The sequence below is a fragment of the Rhodoferax saidenbachensis genome (assembly GCF_001955715.1).
Taxonomy (GTDB): Bacteria; Pseudomonadota; Gammaproteobacteria; order Burkholderiales; family Burkholderiaceae_C; genus Allorhodoferax; species Allorhodoferax saidenbachensis.
Genome location: NZ_CP019239.1, coordinates 709,162 through 726,854 on the forward strand (window position 1 = coordinate 709,162; position 17,693 = coordinate 726,854).

Annotated in this window: 18 protein-coding genes and 1 riboswitch; of the genes, 13 read left to right on the forward strand and 5 right to left on the reverse strand. The window is 63.0% G+C overall.

Annotated elements, in window-relative coordinates:
* Positions 1-6 precede the first annotated feature (6 nt).
* From RS694_RS03375 to murA, 8 genes are all read left to right on the forward strand, one after another.
* Entirely contained in the window at positions 7-1,374 is a 1,368-nt protein-coding gene (locus RS694_RS03375; protein ID WP_029706219.1) for an MATE family efflux transporter, read from the forward strand.
* A 116-nt stretch (positions 1,375-1,490) separates the two neighbouring features.
* A complete protein-coding gene (locus RS694_RS03380) occupies positions 1,491-1,973 on the forward strand; it encodes a Spy/CpxP family protein refolding chaperone (RefSeq protein WP_029706220.1) in 483 nt (160 codons plus the stop codon).
* A 6-nt stretch (positions 1,974-1,979) separates the two neighbouring features.
* A complete protein-coding gene (locus RS694_RS03385; RefSeq protein WP_029706221.1) occupies positions 1,980-2,279 on the forward strand; it encodes a hypothetical protein in 300 nt (99 codons plus the stop codon).
* A gap of 6 nt (positions 2,280-2,285) precedes the next feature.
* Positions 2,286-2,972 carry a response regulator transcription factor gene (locus RS694_RS03390; RefSeq protein ID WP_029706222.1) on the forward strand — a complete coding sequence of 229 codons (687 nt, stop codon included), beginning with the start codon at positions 2,286-2,288 and terminating at the stop codon, positions 2,970-2,972.
* Positions 2,969-4,318 carry a HAMP domain-containing sensor histidine kinase gene (locus tag RS694_RS03395; RefSeq protein WP_029706223.1) on the forward strand — a complete coding sequence of 450 codons (1,350 nt, stop codon included), beginning with the start codon at positions 2,969-2,971 and terminating at the stop codon, positions 4,316-4,318. Before RS694_RS03390 ends, RS694_RS03395 begins: the two co-directional genes overlap by 4 nt.
* A gap of 175 nt (positions 4,319-4,493) precedes the next feature.
* Positions 4,494-5,600 carry an S-(hydroxymethyl)glutathione dehydrogenase/class III alcohol dehydrogenase gene (locus RS694_RS03400; protein WP_029706224.1) on the forward strand — a complete coding sequence of 369 codons (1,107 nt, stop codon included), beginning with the start codon at positions 4,494-4,496 and terminating at the stop codon, positions 5,598-5,600.
* Positions 5,601-5,661: 61 nt separating this feature from the next.
* The gene (fghA, locus tag RS694_RS03405) at positions 5,662-6,528 is read left to right on the forward strand and encodes an S-formylglutathione hydrolase (RefSeq protein ID WP_029706225.1); all 867 of its coding nucleotides are present in this window, start codon (positions 5,662-5,664) and stop codon (positions 6,526-6,528) included.
* 32 nt (positions 6,529-6,560) lie between these two features.
* Complete coding sequence (gene murA / locus RS694_RS03410) at positions 6,561-7,838, forward strand: UDP-N-acetylglucosamine 1-carboxyvinyltransferase (RefSeq protein WP_029706226.1); 1,278 nt, start codon at positions 6,561-6,563, stop codon at positions 7,836-7,838.
* A gap of 45 nt (positions 7,839-7,883) precedes the next feature.
* On the opposite strand, the gene RS694_RS03415 is transcribed toward murA, so the two are convergent.
* Positions 7,884-8,531, reverse strand: coding sequence for an ATPase (locus tag RS694_RS03415; RefSeq protein ID WP_051391714.1), 648 nt, complete (start codon positions 8,529-8,531; stop codon positions 7,884-7,886).
* Position 8,532: 1 nt separating this feature from the next.
* The gene (locus RS694_RS03420) at positions 8,533-8,886 is read right to left on the reverse strand and encodes a TA system antitoxin ParD family protein (RefSeq protein WP_029706228.1); all 354 of its coding nucleotides are present in this window, start codon (positions 8,884-8,886) and stop codon (positions 8,533-8,535) included.
* Positions 8,887-9,036: 150 nt separating this feature from the next.
* On the opposite strand from RS694_RS03420, the gene RS694_RS03425 reads away from it, so the two are divergent.
* Complete coding sequence (locus RS694_RS03425) at positions 9,037-10,071, forward strand: histone deacetylase family protein (RefSeq protein ID WP_029706229.1); 1,035 nt, start codon at positions 9,037-9,039, stop codon at positions 10,069-10,071.
* Between the two features lie 3 nt (positions 10,072-10,074).
* Here the strand turns inward: RS694_RS03425 and RS694_RS03430 are convergent, their stop codons facing one another.
* Complete coding sequence (locus RS694_RS03430) at positions 10,075-11,265, reverse strand: MFS transporter (protein WP_029706230.1); 1,191 nt, start codon at positions 11,263-11,265, stop codon at positions 10,075-10,077.
* Positions 11,262-12,113 (reverse strand): HAD family hydrolase, encoded by an 852-nt coding sequence (locus tag RS694_RS03435; protein ID WP_076069326.1) that lies wholly within the window; start codon positions 12,111-12,113, stop codon positions 11,262-11,264. The genes RS694_RS03430 and RS694_RS03435 overlap by 4 nt, the downstream gene beginning before the upstream one ends.
* Positions 12,114-12,209: 96 nt before the next feature.
* Between RS694_RS03435 and RS694_RS03440 the strand changes: the two genes are divergently transcribed.
* The gene (locus RS694_RS03440; protein WP_029706232.1) at positions 12,210-12,563 is read left to right on the forward strand and encodes an Mpo1-like protein; all 354 of its coding nucleotides are present in this window, start codon (positions 12,210-12,212) and stop codon (positions 12,561-12,563) included.
* A 9-nt stretch (positions 12,564-12,572) separates the two neighbouring features.
* Here RS694_RS03440 and RS694_RS03445 read toward each other — a convergent pair whose 3' ends face one another.
* Positions 12,573-14,204 (reverse strand): peptide chain release factor 3, encoded by a 1,632-nt coding sequence (locus RS694_RS03445; protein ID WP_029706233.1) that lies wholly within the window; start codon positions 14,202-14,204, stop codon positions 12,573-12,575.
* Positions 14,205-14,284: 80 nt separating this feature from the next.
* A riboswitch (S-adenosyl-L-homocysteine riboswitch) is annotated at positions 14,285-14,377 on the forward strand.
* Positions 14,378-14,463: 86 nt separating this feature from the next.
* On the opposite strand from RS694_RS03445, the gene ahcY reads away from it, so the two are divergent.
* Genes ahcY through metF form a run of 3 tightly spaced genes read left to right on the forward strand, consistent with a single transcriptional unit; the run spans position 14,464 to position 17,673 of the window.
* Positions 14,464-15,921, forward strand: a complete 1,458-nt coding sequence (gene ahcY, locus RS694_RS03450; RefSeq protein ID WP_029706234.1) for an adenosylhomocysteinase — start codon at positions 14,464-14,466, stop codon at positions 15,919-15,921.
* 7 nt (positions 15,922-15,928) lie between these two features.
* Entirely contained in the window at positions 15,929-16,816 is an 888-nt protein-coding gene (locus RS694_RS03455; RefSeq protein WP_029706235.1) for a TlyA family RNA methyltransferase, read from the forward strand.
* Between the two features lie 8 nt (positions 16,817-16,824).
* Positions 16,825-17,673 (forward strand): methylenetetrahydrofolate reductase [NAD(P)H], encoded by an 849-nt coding sequence (gene metF, locus RS694_RS03460; RefSeq protein WP_029706236.1) that lies wholly within the window; start codon positions 16,825-16,827, stop codon positions 17,671-17,673.
* Positions 17,674-17,693 lie beyond the last annotated feature (20 nt).

Below are 17,693 nucleotides of genomic sequence, written 5' to 3' on the forward strand. Positions count from 1 at the left end.
AAAACAATGAACACAACAACCCCAACACCCGTGCAGGCACCGCCTTTGTGGAAAGGCTACCTGGCCTTTCTGGTGCCCATGATCATCAGCAACATCCTGCAGGGACTCTCCGGCACGGTGAACAACATCTATCTGGGGCAGATGTTGGGTGTGGGCGCCATGGCGGCCGTGTCGGCCTTCTTTCCTGTGCTGTTTTTCCTGATCGCTTTCATGATCGGTCTGGGGGCCGGGGCCTCGGTGCTGATTGGCCAGGCCTGGGGCGCCAAAGAGTTTGAACGCGTGCGCGCCATCACCGGCACCACGCTGATGGTGGGCCTGTACGCCGGACTGGTGGTGGCCGTATTTGGCGGTGCGTTCACCGAAGGCCTGTTGCGTGCGTTGGGCACACCGGCCGACATCCTGCCCGACGCCGTGGCGTATGCGCGCATCAGCATGATGGCGGCGCCCGGCATCTTTTTCTTCCTGCTCATCACTTCCATGATGCGCGGCGTGGGTGATACCAAGACGCCGCTCAAGACGCTGATCATCGCCACCGTGGTCGGGCTGGCGGTGACGCCCGCACTGATCCAGGGCTGGTTCGGCCTGCCACGCCTCGGTGTGGCCAGTGGTGCCTGGGCGTCTGTCGTGTCCTTTCTGGCCGCCATTGCCTGGACGGCCTGGCACATGCTGCGGGTGAACCATCCCATGGCACCCAATGCGGCGTTCAAGCAGCATCTTCGGGTGGACCGCGCCATCCTGGCCAAGGTGTTGCGTATTGGTCTGCCAACGGGTTTGTCCATGATCACCATTTCCCTGGCCGAAATCGCGGTGCTGTTCCTGGTGAATCGGTATGGCTCGCAGGCTACGGCGGCCTATGGTGCGGTGAACCAGATCGTGAACTACGTGCAGTTCCCGGCCATCTCGATTGCCATCACCGCGTCCATCCTTGGTGCGCAGGCCATCGGGGGCGGGCGCACCCATATGCTGGGCGCCATTGTGCGCACCGGCATTTACATGAACCTTGTGCTGACCGGCTCGCTGGTGCTGCTGGGCTACGCGTTCTCACGCGCCATGCTGGGCCTGTTCATCACCGACCCGGCCGTGGTGGAACTGGCGCAAACCCTTCTGCACATCATGCTGTGGAGCAGCGTGATCATGGGCATGTCCATGGTGCTGTCGGGTCTGATGCGTGCCAGTGGTGTGGTGCTGTGGCCCACCGCGATCAGCATGTTTGCGATTGGCTGTGTGGAAGTGCCCGTGGCCTGGCTGCTCAGCGCGCACTATGGGCTGAATGGCATCTGGGTGGCTTACCCGGTCGCCTTCCTCGTGATGCTGGGCATGCAGACGGCGTACTACCGGCTGGTGTGGCGCAAGCTGACCATCCGCAGGCTTTGAACGCCGGGTTGAAATAAAACGAAACAAACCGCAACCGCCCTGACACCCGGTATCAGGCGCGGCGCGGCACCATGGCGGTCATGTTCAACCCATCCTTCGGGATTAGAAAGACCTCCATGAAACACTTTTTCAAACGCAATTTCAAACGCACCATGTTTGGCCTGGCCGGCGCAGCCATTCTGGTAGGTGGCCTTAGTGCCTGCGGCCACCGTGACCGTGAATTTGGCGCCAACCTGAGCGCTGAGCAGTACACGCAAAAGCGCGACAAGATGGTCGACAAGGCTGCCAGCAAGCTGGACCTCACCGAAGACCAGAAGAAGCGCTTGGCCACGCTGGGTGACAAGCTATACGAACAACGCACTGCGCTGATCGGCCAGACCAAAGACCCGCGCGCCGAGATGAAGGCGCTGGTGGCGGGTGACAAGTTTGACGCCGCACGCGCCCAGGCGCTGATCACTGACAAAACCACTGCCTTGCAAACCAAGAGCCCTGAAGTGATTGCCGCCCTGGCCGACTTCTACAACAGCCTGAACCCGGCCCAGCAGCAAAAGGTGCGTGACTACACGGATGGTCGCGGTCACTGGTTCCGCCGCGGCTGACCCACCATGGCCAGCGCCACACTGAACGCATTGCTGGAGCCCGTGCGCACCCATGGCCGGGCGCTGCTGGCCGCGTCCGACGAGCCCCATGCCGAGCTGCTGGCCCTGGTGTGGGGCCCGCGCTTCGACCGGGAACATGCGCGGGCGCTGTTGGCCACGTTGCCCCAGGCCATGCCCGCGGTCATCCAGACGGTGGAGCAGGTGGCCCTGCAGTTTGACGGCCTGCCCGCGGGTGAACAACAACGCCTGCGTCAGCTCATCCTGCGCCACCACAGCCGGTGGGACAATGCCCAGGCTATTTCATAAAACTGCATGCACCGCATCCTGCTGATCGACGATGACGCTGAACTGGGCCCACCTTTGGCGGCCTACTTTGCGCGCTTTGACATGGCGCTCGAATGCGCGCTCACGCCCAGCAATGGGCTGGCGCGCCTGGCGCAGGGTGGTGTGGACGCAGCGATCCTCGATGTGATGCTGCCCGAGATGGATGGCTTTGCGCTGTGCCGCGTTATCCGCAAGACCAGTGACATTCCCATCCTCATGCTCACCGCGCGTGGCGAGGTGATGGACCGCGTGGTGGGCTTGGAGCTGGGCGCCGATGACTATGTGCCCAAGCCTTTTGAGCCGCGCGAACTCGTGGCCCGCGTGCAGACCGTGCTGCGCCGCCGTGTGGTGACACCGGTGGCGGGCACAGGGGGGCGTTTGGTATTTGACGGCCTGGTGCTCGACGCCGCCACGCGCACCGTGCAGCGACAGGGCGAAGCGCTGGAGCTGACCAGCACCGAATTCGATTTGTTGCACCTGCTGGCGCGCGAGCCCGGCAAGGTGTTTAGCCGCGACGACATCCTCAACCAGTTGCGCGGCCATGAGGCCGAGCTGTACACCCGGGCTGTGGACATTGTGGTCAGCCGCTTGCGCAAAAAGCTGGAGCCGCTGGACTGCATCAAAACCCTGCGCAACGCGGGCTACACGCTGGCAGTGGCGCCGGTTACACCATGAGCATGGCGCGTTTCAAGCGGCGGCAGCGCTGGCATAAGCGGGCCCGTCATGCACTGGCCCACTCACTGCGCGTGCGGCTGGTTGCGCTGTTCCTGTTGCTGGCACTCACCATGGCCGGCACTTTTTTGTTTGGTATGCAGTACGCGCTGGGCATAGGCTGGCGCGACGCGGCCAAGCCGCTGTTGCTGGACTACACCGACAAGTTGACAGCCGAGATCGGCAGCCCGCCCAGCGTGGAACGCGCGCAGGCCCTGGTGCAGCGTCTGCCCTTGTCCATCCGTATCAGTGGTCCGCAGGTCAACTGGCGCAGCCACCCGCAGGAGCAGGTGGATGAACGCGGTTGGACGGACGACCGCTATCGGCCTGCCGACGAACCGCGCTTTTACGAGCGCACCACGGCAGACGGGCACCGCATCCGTTTCGGCATCAGCGTGCAGGCCTGGCACGATCGGCCGCGTATCGTCGGTTGGGCCACACTGACTGCGCTGCTGCTGCTCACCTGGATCGCCTACACCCGCGTACGCCGCATGCTGCGCCCGCTGGACGACATCCGCGCCGGGGCCCAGCGTTTTGGCACCGGCGATTTTGCGCAGCCCATCCCGGTGCGGCACGCCCATCGCCCGGATGAGTTGGGCGAACTGGCCGCCACCATCAACACCATGGGCGGCGATATCCACCAGATGCTGGAGGCCAAACGCACACTCTTGCTGGCCATCAGCCACGAGCTGCGCAGCCCGCTGACCCGCGCGCGCCTCAACACCGAGCTGTTGCCCGAGAACGAAGAAATACAAGCCAACCGCGCGGCCTTGCTGCGCGATCTGGCCCTCATGCGCGACTTGGTCACCGACCTGCTGGAGAGTGAACGTCTGACCAGCCCGCACGCAGCGCTGCACCGCGAGCCGCTGGACATGGCCACGCTGGTGCGTGAGGTGGTGGCCAGCCTGCCCGGCGCGCCCGTGGTCACACAAACACTAGCGGCCGACCTGCCCACGTTACCGTTGGACCCAACCCGCGTGCGCCTGCTGCTGCGCAACCTGCTGGACAATGCGCTGCGCCACAGCACGTCCGCCGCGCAGCCGCCCGGTGTTACGGTGTTGGCAACGCCAGAAGTCGGCCTGCAGATACGGGTGCGCGACTTTGGCCCCGGTGTGGATGCAGCGCAGTTGCCGAATCTGGGTCAACCGTTCTACCGCCCCGACGCAGCCCGCACGCGCGAAGGCGGTGGTGTGGGGCTGGGCTTGTACCTGTGCCGCCTGGTGGCGCAGGCGCATGGCGGCACGTTTGCTGTGCGCAATGCACAGCCGGGGCTGGAGATCACCGTCATGCTGCCGCCAGTTGCTATCTAAATAGTAGCTGCTTGCGCACATTTCATAAGGGTCGCTGGCCTTTTTGGCATGTAATTTCCGAGTGGGGCGCGGGTGGATGGCGGACCCCAGAGGCACGCGCCTTCGGTCTTGCATTACAGTTCAACGTCTACCCGGCGGTAATCGCCGCCCGCTCCCTTTCCCACCACCCCCTCCCATGAAAACCAAAGCCGCTGTCGCCTGGAAATCCGGTGCCCCCCTGACCATCGAAACCGTGGACCTGCAAGGCCCCAAATTTGGCGAAGTGCTGGTGGAAATCAAAGCCACCGGCATCTGCCACACCGACTACTACACCTTGAGCGGCGCCGACCCCGAAGGCATCTTCCCCGCCATCCTGGGCCACGAAGGCGCGGGCATTGTGGTGGACGTGGGGCCGGGCGTGACCACGCTGAAAAAGGGCGACCATGTCATTCCGCTGTACACCCCCGAATGCCGCACCTGCAAGTTCTGCCTCTCGCGCAAGACCAATTTGTGCCAACTGATCCGCGGCACGCAGGGCAAGGGCCTGATGCCTGACGCCACATCGCGCTTCAGCCTGGACGGCAAGCCGATCTTCCATTACATGGGCACGTCGACATTCAGCAACTACACCGTCGCACCCGAAATCTCGCTGGCGAAGATCCGCGAGGACGCACCCTTCGACAAGGTCTGCTACATCGGCTGCGGCGTGACCACCGGCATCGGCGCGGTGCTGTTCACGGCCAAGGTGGAAGCCGGCGCCAACGTCGTCGTGTTCGGCCTAGGCGGCATTGGCCTGAACGTGATCCAGGGTGCCAAGATGGTGGGCGCCGACAAGATCATCGGCGTGGACATCAACCCGGCGCGCCAGGAGATGGCGCGCAAGTTCGGCATGACGCACTTCATCAACCCCAAGGAAGTGCCGAACGTGGTCGACGCCATCGTGCAACTGACCGATGGCGGCGCGGACTACAGCTTTGAGTGCATCGGCAACACGCAGGTCATGCGCCAGGCGCTGGAGTGCACGCACAAGGGTTGGGGCCGCAGCATCATCATCGGCGTGGCTGAGGCCGGCGCCGAAATCTCGACACGTCCATTCCAGTTGGTCACCGGCCGCAAATGGGAAGGCTCGGCCTTTGGCGGCGCACGCGGCCGCACCGACGTGCCCAAGATCGTCGATTGGTACATGGAAGGCAAGATCAACATCGACGACCTGATCACCCACACCATGCCGCTGGAAGACATCAACAAGGGCTTTGACCTGATGAAGAGCGGCGAATCCATCCGCGGCGTCGTCATTTTTTGATGAAATAGGGCTCTAGCACTCGTGGATATTGCGCAAGCAGCTTCTTATTTGATAGCAATTAATGTCATCTTCTTCCCTTGAACTGATCAGCGAACACGCCTGCTTCGGCGGCGTGCAGCGCTTCTACCAGCACGCATCCAACGCCATCGGCCTGCCCATGCGTTTCTCGGTGTTCCTGCCGCCGCAGGCACTGCAGGGCGGGTCCAACAAGGTGCCCGGACTGGTCTATCTGGCGGGCCTGACCTGCAACGAAGAAACCTTCATGACCAAGGGCGGCGCGCAACGCTTGGCGGCTGAACTGGGGCTGGCGCTGATCGCGCCCGATACCAGCCCGCGCGGCGCCAACCTGCCTGGCGACAGCGAGAGCTGGGATTTCGGCGTGGGCGCCGGGTTTTACCTCGACGCGACGCAAGCGCCGTGGGCCAAGCACTACCGCATGGAGAGTTACATCACCTCCGAGCTCCTGGACGTGGTGGCGCAGGCGCTGCCTGTCGACACACAGCGGCTGGGCCTCTTCGGCCACTCCATGGGCGGCCACGGCGCGTTGTCGTTGGCGCTCAAACACCCGCAGTTGTTCAAGTCAGTTTCTGCCTTCGCCCCCATCTGCGCGCCCAGCCAGTGCCCCTGGGGCCACAAGGCTTTCGCCGGTTACCTGGGCGCCGACACTGCTACCTGGGCTGCCCACGACAGCAGCGCGCTGATGGCCGCACGCACCACGGCGCTGTTCCCCCAAGGCATCCTGATCGACCAAGGCCTGGCCGACAAATTCCTGCCCACCCAGTTGTTCCCCGAAGCCTTTGAAGCCGCGTGCCAAAAGGCTGGCCAACCCCTGACCCTGCGCCGCCATGCGGGTTACGACCACGGTTATTACTTCATCGCGACTTTTATGGCGGACCATTTGGCGCACCATGCCAAGGCCCTGGCGTAAACCACACACCCAACGTACCTCACGCTTATTCCATGTCCACATTCGAAATAGAAGGCGGCGTGCCCCTGCGGGGCACCATCCGCGCCTCTGGCAACAAAAACGCCATCTTGCCCATGATTGCGGCCTGCATCCTGACCGACCAGGAGGTGGTGCTGGATAACGTGCCCGACATCATTGATGTGCGCCACATGCTGGACGTGATCGTCGAGATCGGCGGCAAGGTGGAGCGCAGCGGCGAGCGCGTGAGCATCCATGTGGCCAGCGTGCGCACCAACGAAATCGGCCAGGTGCTGTGCAACAAGGTGCGCACCTCCATCCTCTGCGTGGCGGGCTTGCTGCATCGCACGGGCAAGGCACGCCTGCACCCGCCCGGCGGCGACGTGATTGGCCGCCGCCGGCTGGACACGCATTTTTATGGTCTGCAAAAGTTGGGTGCCAAAGTCACCATCGACGGCACCTACGACTTTGAAGTGGCCGGCGCGCTCACGGGCGCCGAGCTGTTCTTCGATGAGCCCTCGGTCACCGGCACCGAACACATCCTCATGGCCGCCGCCGTGAGCCGTGGCCACACGTTGATCCGCAACGCCGCCTGCGAGCCGCATGTGCAGGACCTGGCGCACCTGCTCAACGCCATGGGCGCCAAGATCACCGGCATCGGCACCAACCAGCTCAGCGTGGACGGCGTGGAGTCGCTGCGCGGCACCACCTACACCGTATGCCACGACCACATTGAGGCCGCGTCTTACCTGGCCCTGGCCGCAGCCACGGGCGGCGAGATCACGGTGGAGGGCACCGACAAACACGCCTACGGCATGTGCCATCGCGTGTTCGAGACGCTGGGCGTGAAGATCGAATTGCACGACAAACACATCTACCTGCCCGCCAACCAAAGCCTGCGCGTGACGCGCGAGTTTGATGGCGCCATGCCGGTGATTGGCGACGGCCCCTGGCCCCAGTTCGCCACCGACCAGATGAGCTGCATGATCACGCTGGCCACGCAGGTGGAGGGCAATGTGCTGTTCTTTGAGAAGATGTTCGAGTCGCGCCTGTACTTTGTAGACAAGCTCATCGCCATGGGCGCGGCTGCCGTGGTGTGTGATCCGCACCGCGTCGTTATCAGCGGGCGCAGCAAGCTGCGTGGCACCACGCTGCCTTCGCCCGATATCCGCGCCGGTATGGCGCTGCTGGGTGCGGCCCTGTGCGCCAGCGGCAAATCCACCCTGCAAAATGCCAACATGATCCAGCGTGGCTACGAAAAGCTGGACGAGAAGCTGCTGGCGCTGGGTGCGCGCATCACCCAGAAGGCTTGAGACTTGCTATATAAAATATAGCTGCTTGCGCATACTCCATAAGGGCTAGTGCCCTGTTTGGCTCCAAAGTACCTGCTGCGCCCAGGCGGGCAGCGGTTGTACCAGTTCCTTCGTCCAGTCGCCCTTGCACAGCGCTACTGCCGTCAGCGTGTCGGGCGGCGTTGCGTCGTGCGAGTCGTAGAGCACCGCGGCATCGGCCAGGCGCACGGCGTCAGTCAAGTGGGCCAGTGTGCGCGGGTAGCGTTCCAGAATGCGGTCGGCCGGCACGGGGTGGCCGCCTTCGGCGACGCGCTGCGCCACGCGCGCCAGCAAGCGCTCGGGCTGGTCCAAAGCCACAACCAGCAGCATGACGAAGAAGCCCTGCGCCTGGGCGCTCTCAATCAACTGAAGTTTGGATGCATGTGAAAACACGGTTTCGCTGACGAAAGACTGGCCTGCGGCCAGGAGTTCGGTGCGGCGTGTGTCCGCCCACTGGCGCGCCTGCTCCGAGCGCGCGCCGACCTCGGTGATGTGCCGCAGGTGGGTGGTTTCGTACACGTCTGCGTTGACAAATGCAATGTCAGGCGCAATGGTGCCCGCCAGCACCAACGCGCGGTACAGGGTGGATTTGCCGGCGCCGTTGGGGCCAGCCAGCAGGTAGAAAACGGGCTTGGTTTTGCCACGGCGCTTGCGTGGCGTGGCGGCGGGCGCCATCTCAGGCGACGCGTTGGCCCGCCTTGCTACGGTTGCTGGCTACGACCTCGCGCACCCGCTGCGCCAGGCTGGCGTCGTTCTCTACCGCCATGAACTGGGCGAGCAGGGCGTCGGCTTGCGAAGCGGGTTTGTCAGCGCTGGGGCGTGCGCGGCGCGCGGCGATTTCGTAACCGGCAATAGCGGTTTGCGCCTCTTGTGCGGTCAAGCCGCTGTGTTCAACGATGCGGCCCAGCGTGGCCCAGTACTCCACCTGCCCCGCAACAGAGCGGCGCATGGGCTGCGCGGCCTCGCGGGCCTGTTGCACCAGTTCGGCGGGGAGTTTGACGGATGCAAAACTGGTGGGGGAGGATGCCATAAGAATCTCCTGTTTGGCGCATTATGCGTCAATATGCGCCAAATTGCAGACGTAAAACAGATGGCATGTTGGCTTCAAGGGGTGCAACACCGGGTAATCTTGGGGCCAGGCAGATGCGCGGCGAGTCACCCGCCGGCCAAACGAAAAACCATGAAAACCTTTTACAACCACCTGCACGCCCAGCACCAGGGCAAGGTCGAAATGTTCCGCGGCGCGCTGGTGCCGTGTTTTGAAGTGCCGGCGCGTGCCGATCACGTGCTGGCCGAGCTGAAGCGCCGCCAGCTGGGCACGGCGGTCAACCCGCAGTCCTTTGACGACAGCGCGCTTACCTCCATCCACAGCCCGCGTTACCTGAACTTCCTGGCCACGGCCTGGGACCAGTGGGTGGCGCTGGATGCGGCCAATGCTGACAAGGACATCCTGCCCTCGGTCTGGCCCACGCGCACTTTCCGCACCGACATTGAGCCTGAGAACTTTTCGGCCAAGGTGGGCCTGTATTCGTACGACGCGGGTTCGCCCTTCACCAGCGGCACCTGGGTGGCGGCGCGTGCTGGCGCCCATTGCGCACTGAGTGCGGCGCAAGCCCTGCTGGACGGCGACCGTGCCTCGTTTGCGCTGAGCCGCCCGCCGGGCCACCATGCGGGTGCGGACTTTTTTGGCGGCTACTGCTTCCTGAACAACGCGGCAATCGCTGCGCAGCATCTGCGCGATGCGGGCATGAAGAAGGTCGCGGTGCTGGATGTGGACTACCACCACGGCAACGGCACACAGGCCATCTTTTACGACCGGCCCGATGTGTTCTTCGCCAGCATCCACGGCGACCCACGCACCGAGTACCCCTTCTACCTGGGCCATGCCGACGAAAAAGGGCAGGGCGCGGGGCTGGGTGCCAACCTGAACCTGCCGCTGCCGCGTGGCACCAACTACGCCACCTGGGCGCAGGCACTGGACACGTCGCTGGCGGCTATAGATAAGTTTGGCGCCGAGGCGCTGGTCGTGTCGCTGGGCATGGACACCTTTGAGGGCGACCCGATATCCGGCTTCACGCTCAAGAGCGATGACTACCTGCGTGTGGGCGAGCGCCTGGCCCGGGTGGGCTTGCCCACGGTGTTTATCTTTGAGGGCGGCTACGCCGTCGAAGAGGTGGGCATCAATGCCGTCAACGTGCTGGAAGCGTTTGCCTGAGACCTAAATGTTGGCCGCGCGGCGCGAACGCACCAGTGCGACCAAGCCGATAGCGGCTACCGCAATCAACACGGCGGGGAACGCCACGGTAGGCGACCAGTCGATCAGCGCGCCCGAGATGCCGGACGCGACCAGCCCACCGAGCGTGTAGGTCAGTACCAGCACGGCCGTGCTGTTGACCAGGGTGATGCCTTTTTCGCGCGCGCCAATGTCGGTCATGGCTATGGTGTACAGCGTGCCACCGGCGCCGCCCCATAAAAACACGATGGGCCAGGCCAGCCACACGATGTTGGCCACAAAAGGCAAAACGCAGGTGGCCAGCAGTGTGATGGATGCAAACACCACCATCAGCGTGCGGCGCCCCTGCGCCTGGTTGTCAAACCGGTCGGCCACCATGCCGGCGGGGAACATGATGAGCACACCGCCCAGTCCGCTGGCCGACACCAGTAGCGCGGCCGTGCCTGCGCCCAGGCCGAGTGCCAGGCCGTACAGCGGCAGGATGGAGGTGACGCCGGTTTCAAAGAAACCGCCGACAAAACCCGCCAGCATGATGATGGGATGCGCCAGCAGCGCGCGCCACAGGCCCGGTAACCCGACATGGGCCGTGTCGGCATCCGCGGCGGGCGGCAGTTTGGGGATAAAGAGCGTCCAGATCAGCCCGACCACGGTGCAGCCAATCACCACCCACAGCGTGTGCGGTTGGTCCGCGCCCAGCCAGACCAGGCAGGCTGGTCCGGTGATAAAGGTCAGGCTGACCAGGGTTTGAAAGATGCCCACGTAACGGCCGCGTTGCCCTGCCGGCGAAAACTCGGCAATCAGCGCCTCGGCCAGCACCCAGCGCAGCGCCATGGCCACGCCCGAGGCCAGGTTCAGCGCGAACCAGATCCAGAGCTGGTTCGTGAAGGTGTAGAGCACGGCCGCCAGCGTGAGGATCACGCCGGCCAGCCACAGGCAGGGCCGCCGCCCCAAGCGCGTGGTCACGCTGGAGGCAAACGGCGTCATGATGAAAATGCCCAGCCAGCCGGAGGCGGCAAACAGCCCGGCCACGGTGGTCGACACATCGGCGCCCTTGAGCTTGAGCAGCAGCAAGGGCGAGAGGATGAAGTAGCCCACCAGCTCGACAAAGGTGGAGCCAAAGATGCTGACCAGGCCGAGCTGTGCGCCAGCGGGTGGTGTGGTGTTGGCGGTGCTCATGCCTTGCGTGCCTCCAGGATGGCGGCGGTGACTTCGGCAAAACCCGCACCACGTTCGCTCGGGGTGATGTAACGCGGCAGGTGTTGCAGCTGGCTTTCGAAGCGGCGGATGTTGGCCACGCCCACACTGTGGGTGAAGTGTTCAAACATGGGCTGGTCGTTGCCCGAGTCGCCGACAAACACCCAGCGGCCCAGCTCCTGCGCCAGGTCGCGCTGGAACAGTTCACGGACGATCCAGCACGCGCCCAGCCATTTGTTGAAGTCACCAAAACACCCGTGGATGTGGATGCTGCTGACCGTGGTGTGCATGCCTGCACCTTGCAGGATGGCCAGTGTCTGCTGCACGGCAGCGGGCGAGAGGTGCGTGAACTCGTTGTAGTCAAACGCCAGATCGGTCTCGCGCCCACCTTCGTCGCGCGCGCGCAATGCGCCGGGCACCTGGGCCAGCACCTGCGCGGCCACCTGCTCCATGCGGGCCTGGTTGGTGGCGCGCGTGTCGGCGTCTTGTTGATATAGTTTTGATAGCTGCCTGCGCACATTCCATGCGGGCTGCAGGCCATTTTGGTTTGAATTTCCTGGATTGGGCACCAGCGCCAGTGCACCGTTCTCGGCCACCATGGCGTCCGCGGGCCAGGGCGGGGTGGCCCCTCCTTCCATCAGTGGTTCACACCAGCCGACGTGTCTACCCGTGATGGGAATGACCGCCAGCCCGGCGGCTTTCAGGTCGGCCAGCGCCTGCAGTGCGGCGGGCGTGACCGTGCCTTCGGTGGTGAGTGTGTCGTCAATGTCGGTGAACACGCCCACCAGGTCGCGGCGGGCCTGCAGCGGCCAGGAGGCAAGGGGTTTCAAGGGGCGTGTTGTCCGCGAGAGAAGGGAGGCCGCATTTTATGCGGTGCACGCGGGTAGCATGTAGCCCATGGGATGCCACTCTTGCATGGAGCTGTTATGAATTTTTCAGAGTTGTTGCGCTGGCAGTGGGATGGGTACACCAACTACCACGCCTCACGGGCCAATCTGCTACTGCACATTGTGGTGGTGCCGCTGTTTTTGGTGGGCAACGTCGTTTTGGTTGTTGCGCTGCTGCAAGGGGCCCTGTGGTTTGCCCTGGCGGGCCTGGTGGCGATGGCTGTGTCGTTCGCGGTGCAAGGCAAGGGACACAGCATGGAGGCCGTGCCGTCGATTCCCTTTGCCAGCCCGCGGCAGGCCGTGGCGCGTATTTTCTTGGAGCAATGGATCAACTTCCCCCGCTTTGTGCTGAGCGGGGGCTGGCTGCGCGCGTTGCGCCAGGCCAGCCGCTAAGTACTTCCGTTAGCCCGCGCTCTGCAATGCCAGCCCTGCGTGTTCACGCAGCGGGTGGAAATGGATCTTGGGGAAACGCTCCTGCGCCAGGCGCACGTCGTACGGGCTGGTACACAGGTAAGCCAGCGTGTCCGCCGCATCCCGCGCCATGCGCTGCGGATAGGCGTTGATGAACTCCTGCAGTTCCTTGGGCGTATCGGCCGTGATCCAGCGTGCGCCGGTGTATTGGCAGCCTTCCAGGCGGATGTCGGCGTCGTATTCACCCTTCAGCCGGTGCTGCACCACTTCAAACTGCAGTTGCCCCACGGCGCCCAGCAGCATGTTGCCGCCCATCTCGGGGCGGAACACCTGAATCGCACCTTCCTCGCCCAACTGGGCCAGGCCTTGCTGCAACTGCTTGGTACGCAGCGGGTTGCGCAGCACCACGGTCATGAACATTTCGGGCGCAAAGAAGGGCAGGCCGGTGTACATCAGGTTCACGCTGCCGTCGGTGATCGTGTCGCCCAACTGCACACCACCGTGGGTGGTAAAGCCCACGATGTCGCCCGCATAGGCTTCTTCCACCGCCTCGCGGCGCTGGCTCATGAAGGTCACCACGGACGTGGGGCGCAGCTCTTTGGAGGTGCGCATCACTTTGAGTTTCATGCCCGGTGTGTATTTGCCGGATGCCATGCGCACAAAGGCAATGCGGTCGCGGTGGTTGGCGTCCATATTGGCCTGCACCTTGAACACCACGCCGCTGAAGGCTTCGTCTTCGGGTTGCACTTCTTTGACCACGGGTTGGCGGTTCACCACCGCCGTGCTGATGCGTTTTTGCGGACTCGGCGCCAGGTCCACCAGTGCGTCCAGCACTTCCATCACACCGAAGTTGTTCACGCCGGAGCCAAAGAACACGGGCGTTTGTTTGCCCGCCAAAAAGGCGGCGTGGTCCCAGGCGGGGGATGCGCCGGTGGCCAGTTCCATGCTTTCCATCGCGCTGGTCCATTCGTGGCCAAAACGCTTCTCCAGCGCGGCTTGGTCGCTCAAGGGCATGGAATCAAAATCTTGCGGGCGGCGGTCCTTGCCGCCGTCGAACACCGTCATCATCTGCGTGCGCAAATTGATGATGCCGCCGAAAGATTTGCCCTGGCCCACGGGCCAGGTCATGGGCACGCAGGGCATGCCCAGTTCGCGCTCGATCTCATCCAGGATGTCCAGCGGCTCGCGCACTTCGCGGTCCATCTTGTTCACAAACGTGATGATGGGCGTATCGCGCTGGCGGCAGACTTCGATCAGGCGGCGGGTTTGCGCTTCCACACCGTTGGCCGCGTCAATCACCATCAGCGCCGAATCCACGGCGGTCAACACGCGGTACGTGTCTTCCGAGAAGTCCTTGTGACCGGGGGTGTCCAGCAGGTTGACCACGTGGTCGCGGTAGGCCATCTGCATCACGCTCGATGCAACAGAAATGCCCCGCTGCTTTTCAATCTCCATCCAGTCGGAAGTCGCATGGCGCGTGGCTTTGCGGGCTTTCACCGAACCGGCAATCTGGATCGCGCCCGAGAACAGCAACAGCTTTTCGGTCAACGTGGTTTTACCGGCGTCCGGGTGGGAAATGATCGCAAAAGTGCGGCGGCGGCGGGTTTCGGCAAGAAAAGACATGGGCAATGGATGGCACGCAGCGCGGGCCTGTGGCGCCCGGGTGCTCTGGTGCAGAGTTCTGGAAAAGGCTAGAATTATCGCTTTCCGAGGAGCGTTGCAGTTCACGCGCAGTGAACGAGGCTCGGAAAGCTGACCGATAGGGTTAGTTCAAGCACCAACGACGCTCACCCACTGGTCTGTGTGGTGAGTTCCTTTTTCCGGTCATCCCGGTCTCTCGCGAACAGTCCAGTGGCTTTCAAATTTACTTTTGGAGTGAGCCATGAGCGTACTGAAGCCCGTTAAAAATCAAGATTACCAAATTGCCGACCTGAGCCTCGCGCCCTGGGGCCGCAAAGAGCTGACCATTGCCGAGACTGAAATGCCCGGCCTGATGGCCATCCGCGAAGAGTTCGCCAAAGCGCAGCCGCTCAAGGGCGCGCGCATCACCGGTTCCCTGCACATGACCATCCAAACCGGCGTGCTGGTGGAAACATTGCAAGCCCTGGGCGCCGAAGTGCGCTGGGCATCGTGCAACATCTTCTCCACCCAAGACCACGCCGCTGCCGCCTTGGTTGCCAAGGGCACACCGGTGTTTGCGCACAAGGGCGAAACGCTGGAAGAGTATTGGGACTTCACCCACCGCATTTTTGAATTCAGCGGCAAAAAAGGTTCTGCGGCTGAAGGCCCCAACATGATTCTGGATGACGGCGGCGACGCCACGCTGCTGATGCACCTGGGTGCCCGCGCCGAGAAGGACATCAAGGTTTTGGCCAAGCCTGGCAGCGCAGAAGAAATCTGCCTGTTCAACGCCATCAAGGCCAAGCTCAAGCTGGACCCCACCTGGTACAGCCGCCGCCTGAAAAACATCATCGGCGTGACCGAAGAAACCACCACCGGCGTGATGCGCCTGGAAGAAATGGCGGTCAAGGGCAGTCTCAAGCTGCGCGCCATCAACGTCAACGACTCGGTGACCAAGAGCAAGTTCGACAACCTATACGGTTGCCGCGAATCGCTGGTGGACGCCATCAAACGTGCTACCGACGTGATGATCGCCGGCAAGGTGGCCCTGGTGGCGGGTTACGGCGACGTGGGCAAGGGCTCCGCCCAGGCGCTTCGCGCCCTGTCTGCCCAAGTGTGGGTAACCGAGATCGACCCCATCAACGCGCTGCAGGCCGCGATGGAAGGCTACAAGGTTGTGACCATGGAATACGCCGCCGACAAGGCCGATATTTTCGTGACCACCACCGGCAACAAAAACGTCATCACGTACAAACACATGGCGGCCATGAAGGACCAGGCCATTGTTTCCAACATCGGCCACTTTGACAACGAGATCGACGTTGCTTCGCTGGAAAAACTGCAGTGGGACGAGATCAAGCCCCAGGTCGACCACGTAATCTTCCCCGCTACCAAGGGCAAGAACGGCAAGCCTGAAAAACGCATCATCCTGTTGGCCAAGGGCCGCTTGGTGAACCTGGGTTGCGGTACCGGCCACCCGAGCTTTGTGATGTCCTCCAGCTTCGCGAACCAAACCATCGCCCAGATTGAGCTGTTCACCAAGCCCAAGGAGTACAAGGTCGGCAAGGTCTACGTGTTGCCCAAGCACCTGGACGAAAAAGTCGCCCGTTTGCACCTGAAGAAGGTTGGCGCCATGTTGTCCGAGCTGACCGACGAGCAGGCCGCCTACATCGGCGTCAGCAAGTCCGGCCCGTACAAAAAAGAAACCTACCGCTACTAAGCCCCGCATGCGCATTGACCAACTGCTGGTGCAGCGCGGGCTGGCCAGCACCCGCTCGCAGGCCCAGCGCCTGATCGCCGATGGCGTGCAGTGGCGCAAAGGGGAGGAATGGAAGCGGGTCGCCAAGAATGGCGATGAGGTTCCGGAAGACGCCCCTATCCAGCTGCTGGACGACTCCGAGGCACGTTACGTGTCGCGGGGAGGCCTGAAGCTGGAGGCGGCGCTCAAGCACGTGGGCCTGTCGGTGACAGGACTGCGTTGCCTGGACGTGGGGCAGAGCACCGGTGGTTTCACCGACTGCCTGCTGCAAGCCGGCGCTGCATGCGTAGTGGGTGTAGACGTGGGCAGTGCCCAACTGCACCCCAGCCTGCGTGAGGATGCGCGGGTCCTGTGCGTGGAAAGTGTCAATGCACGCACTCTGTCTGCTGCAGATTTGATAGCTGCTTACGCAGGAAGTACGGGGGCTGAAGGCCAATTTGACCTTGAAGAAGACGGTGAAACCTTTGAGGGTTTTGATGGCTCCGATGACAGCCGCGAAGAGGCCGAACTGGCCACCTTGCCGCCGGAGTTTGCGCCACCGTTCGATCTGCTGGTCGCCGACCTGTCTTTCATTTCGCAAACTCTGGTGTTGCCGGCTGCGGTGGAATTCCTCAAAGAGGGCGGAACCCTGCTGACGCTGGTCAAGCCGCAGTTCGAGCTGCAGCCGGGCCAGGTGGGCAAGGGCGGGATTGTCAAAGACGCCACCATGTACCCCATCGTCGAGCAACGATTGCGTGAGACGTGCGCCGAGCTGGGCCTGACGGTCACCGCGTGGTTTGATTCGCCCATAGAAGGTGGCGATGGCAACCGCGAATTTTTCATTTGCGCCCGCAAGACGGGTGTTTCCTCTTCCTGAAGACGGCCATGTCCCAGACACCCAGACTTCCCCTGAGTCTTGAATTCTTTCCGCCCAAAACACCTGAAGGCGCAGAAAAGCTGCGCGTCGTGCGCCAGCAACTGTATGGTCTGAAGCCCGAGTTTTGCTCCGTCACGTTTGGTGCCGGTGGCTCCACGCAAGAAGGCACCTTCGGTACGGTGCGCAGCATCCTGGCCGAGGGCGTGGATGCGGCCTCGCACTTCTCCTGCATCGGCGCCACCAAAGACACAGTGCGCGCGCAGCTCGCCACGCTCAAGACCATGGGCGTCAAGCGCCTGGTGGCACTGCGTGGTGATTTGCCCAGCGGCTACGGTGCCGGTGGTGAGTTCCACTACGCCAGCGACCTGGTCACTTTTATCCGTATGGAGACGGGTGACGATTTCCACATCGAAGTGGCGGCTTATCCCGAAGTGCATCCCCAGGCCAAGTCACCCGCCAGCGATCTGCAGGCTTTTGCCGCCAAGGTGCAGGCGGGTGCCAATTCGGCCATCACGCAGTATTTCTACAACGCTGACGCGTATTTCCGCTTTGTCGAAGAGCTGGACGCGCTGGGCCTGAACATCGCCGTGGTACCGGGCATCATGCCTATCAGCAGCTCCACGCAGTTGATGCGCTTCAGCGACGCCTGCGGCGCCGAGATTCCACGCTGGATTCGCCTGCGTCTGCAGAGTTTTGGTGACGACGTGGCTTCCATCAAGTCCTTCGGTCTGGATGTGGTCACCGACCTGTGTGAACAGTTGCGCGCCGGTGGCGCACCGGGGCTGCATTTCTACACGATGAACCAGAGCGTTGCGACGCTCGCGTTGTGTGACCGGCTGGGACTGGCGACGGCGTGACACGCAATTTTGCGCCGGGT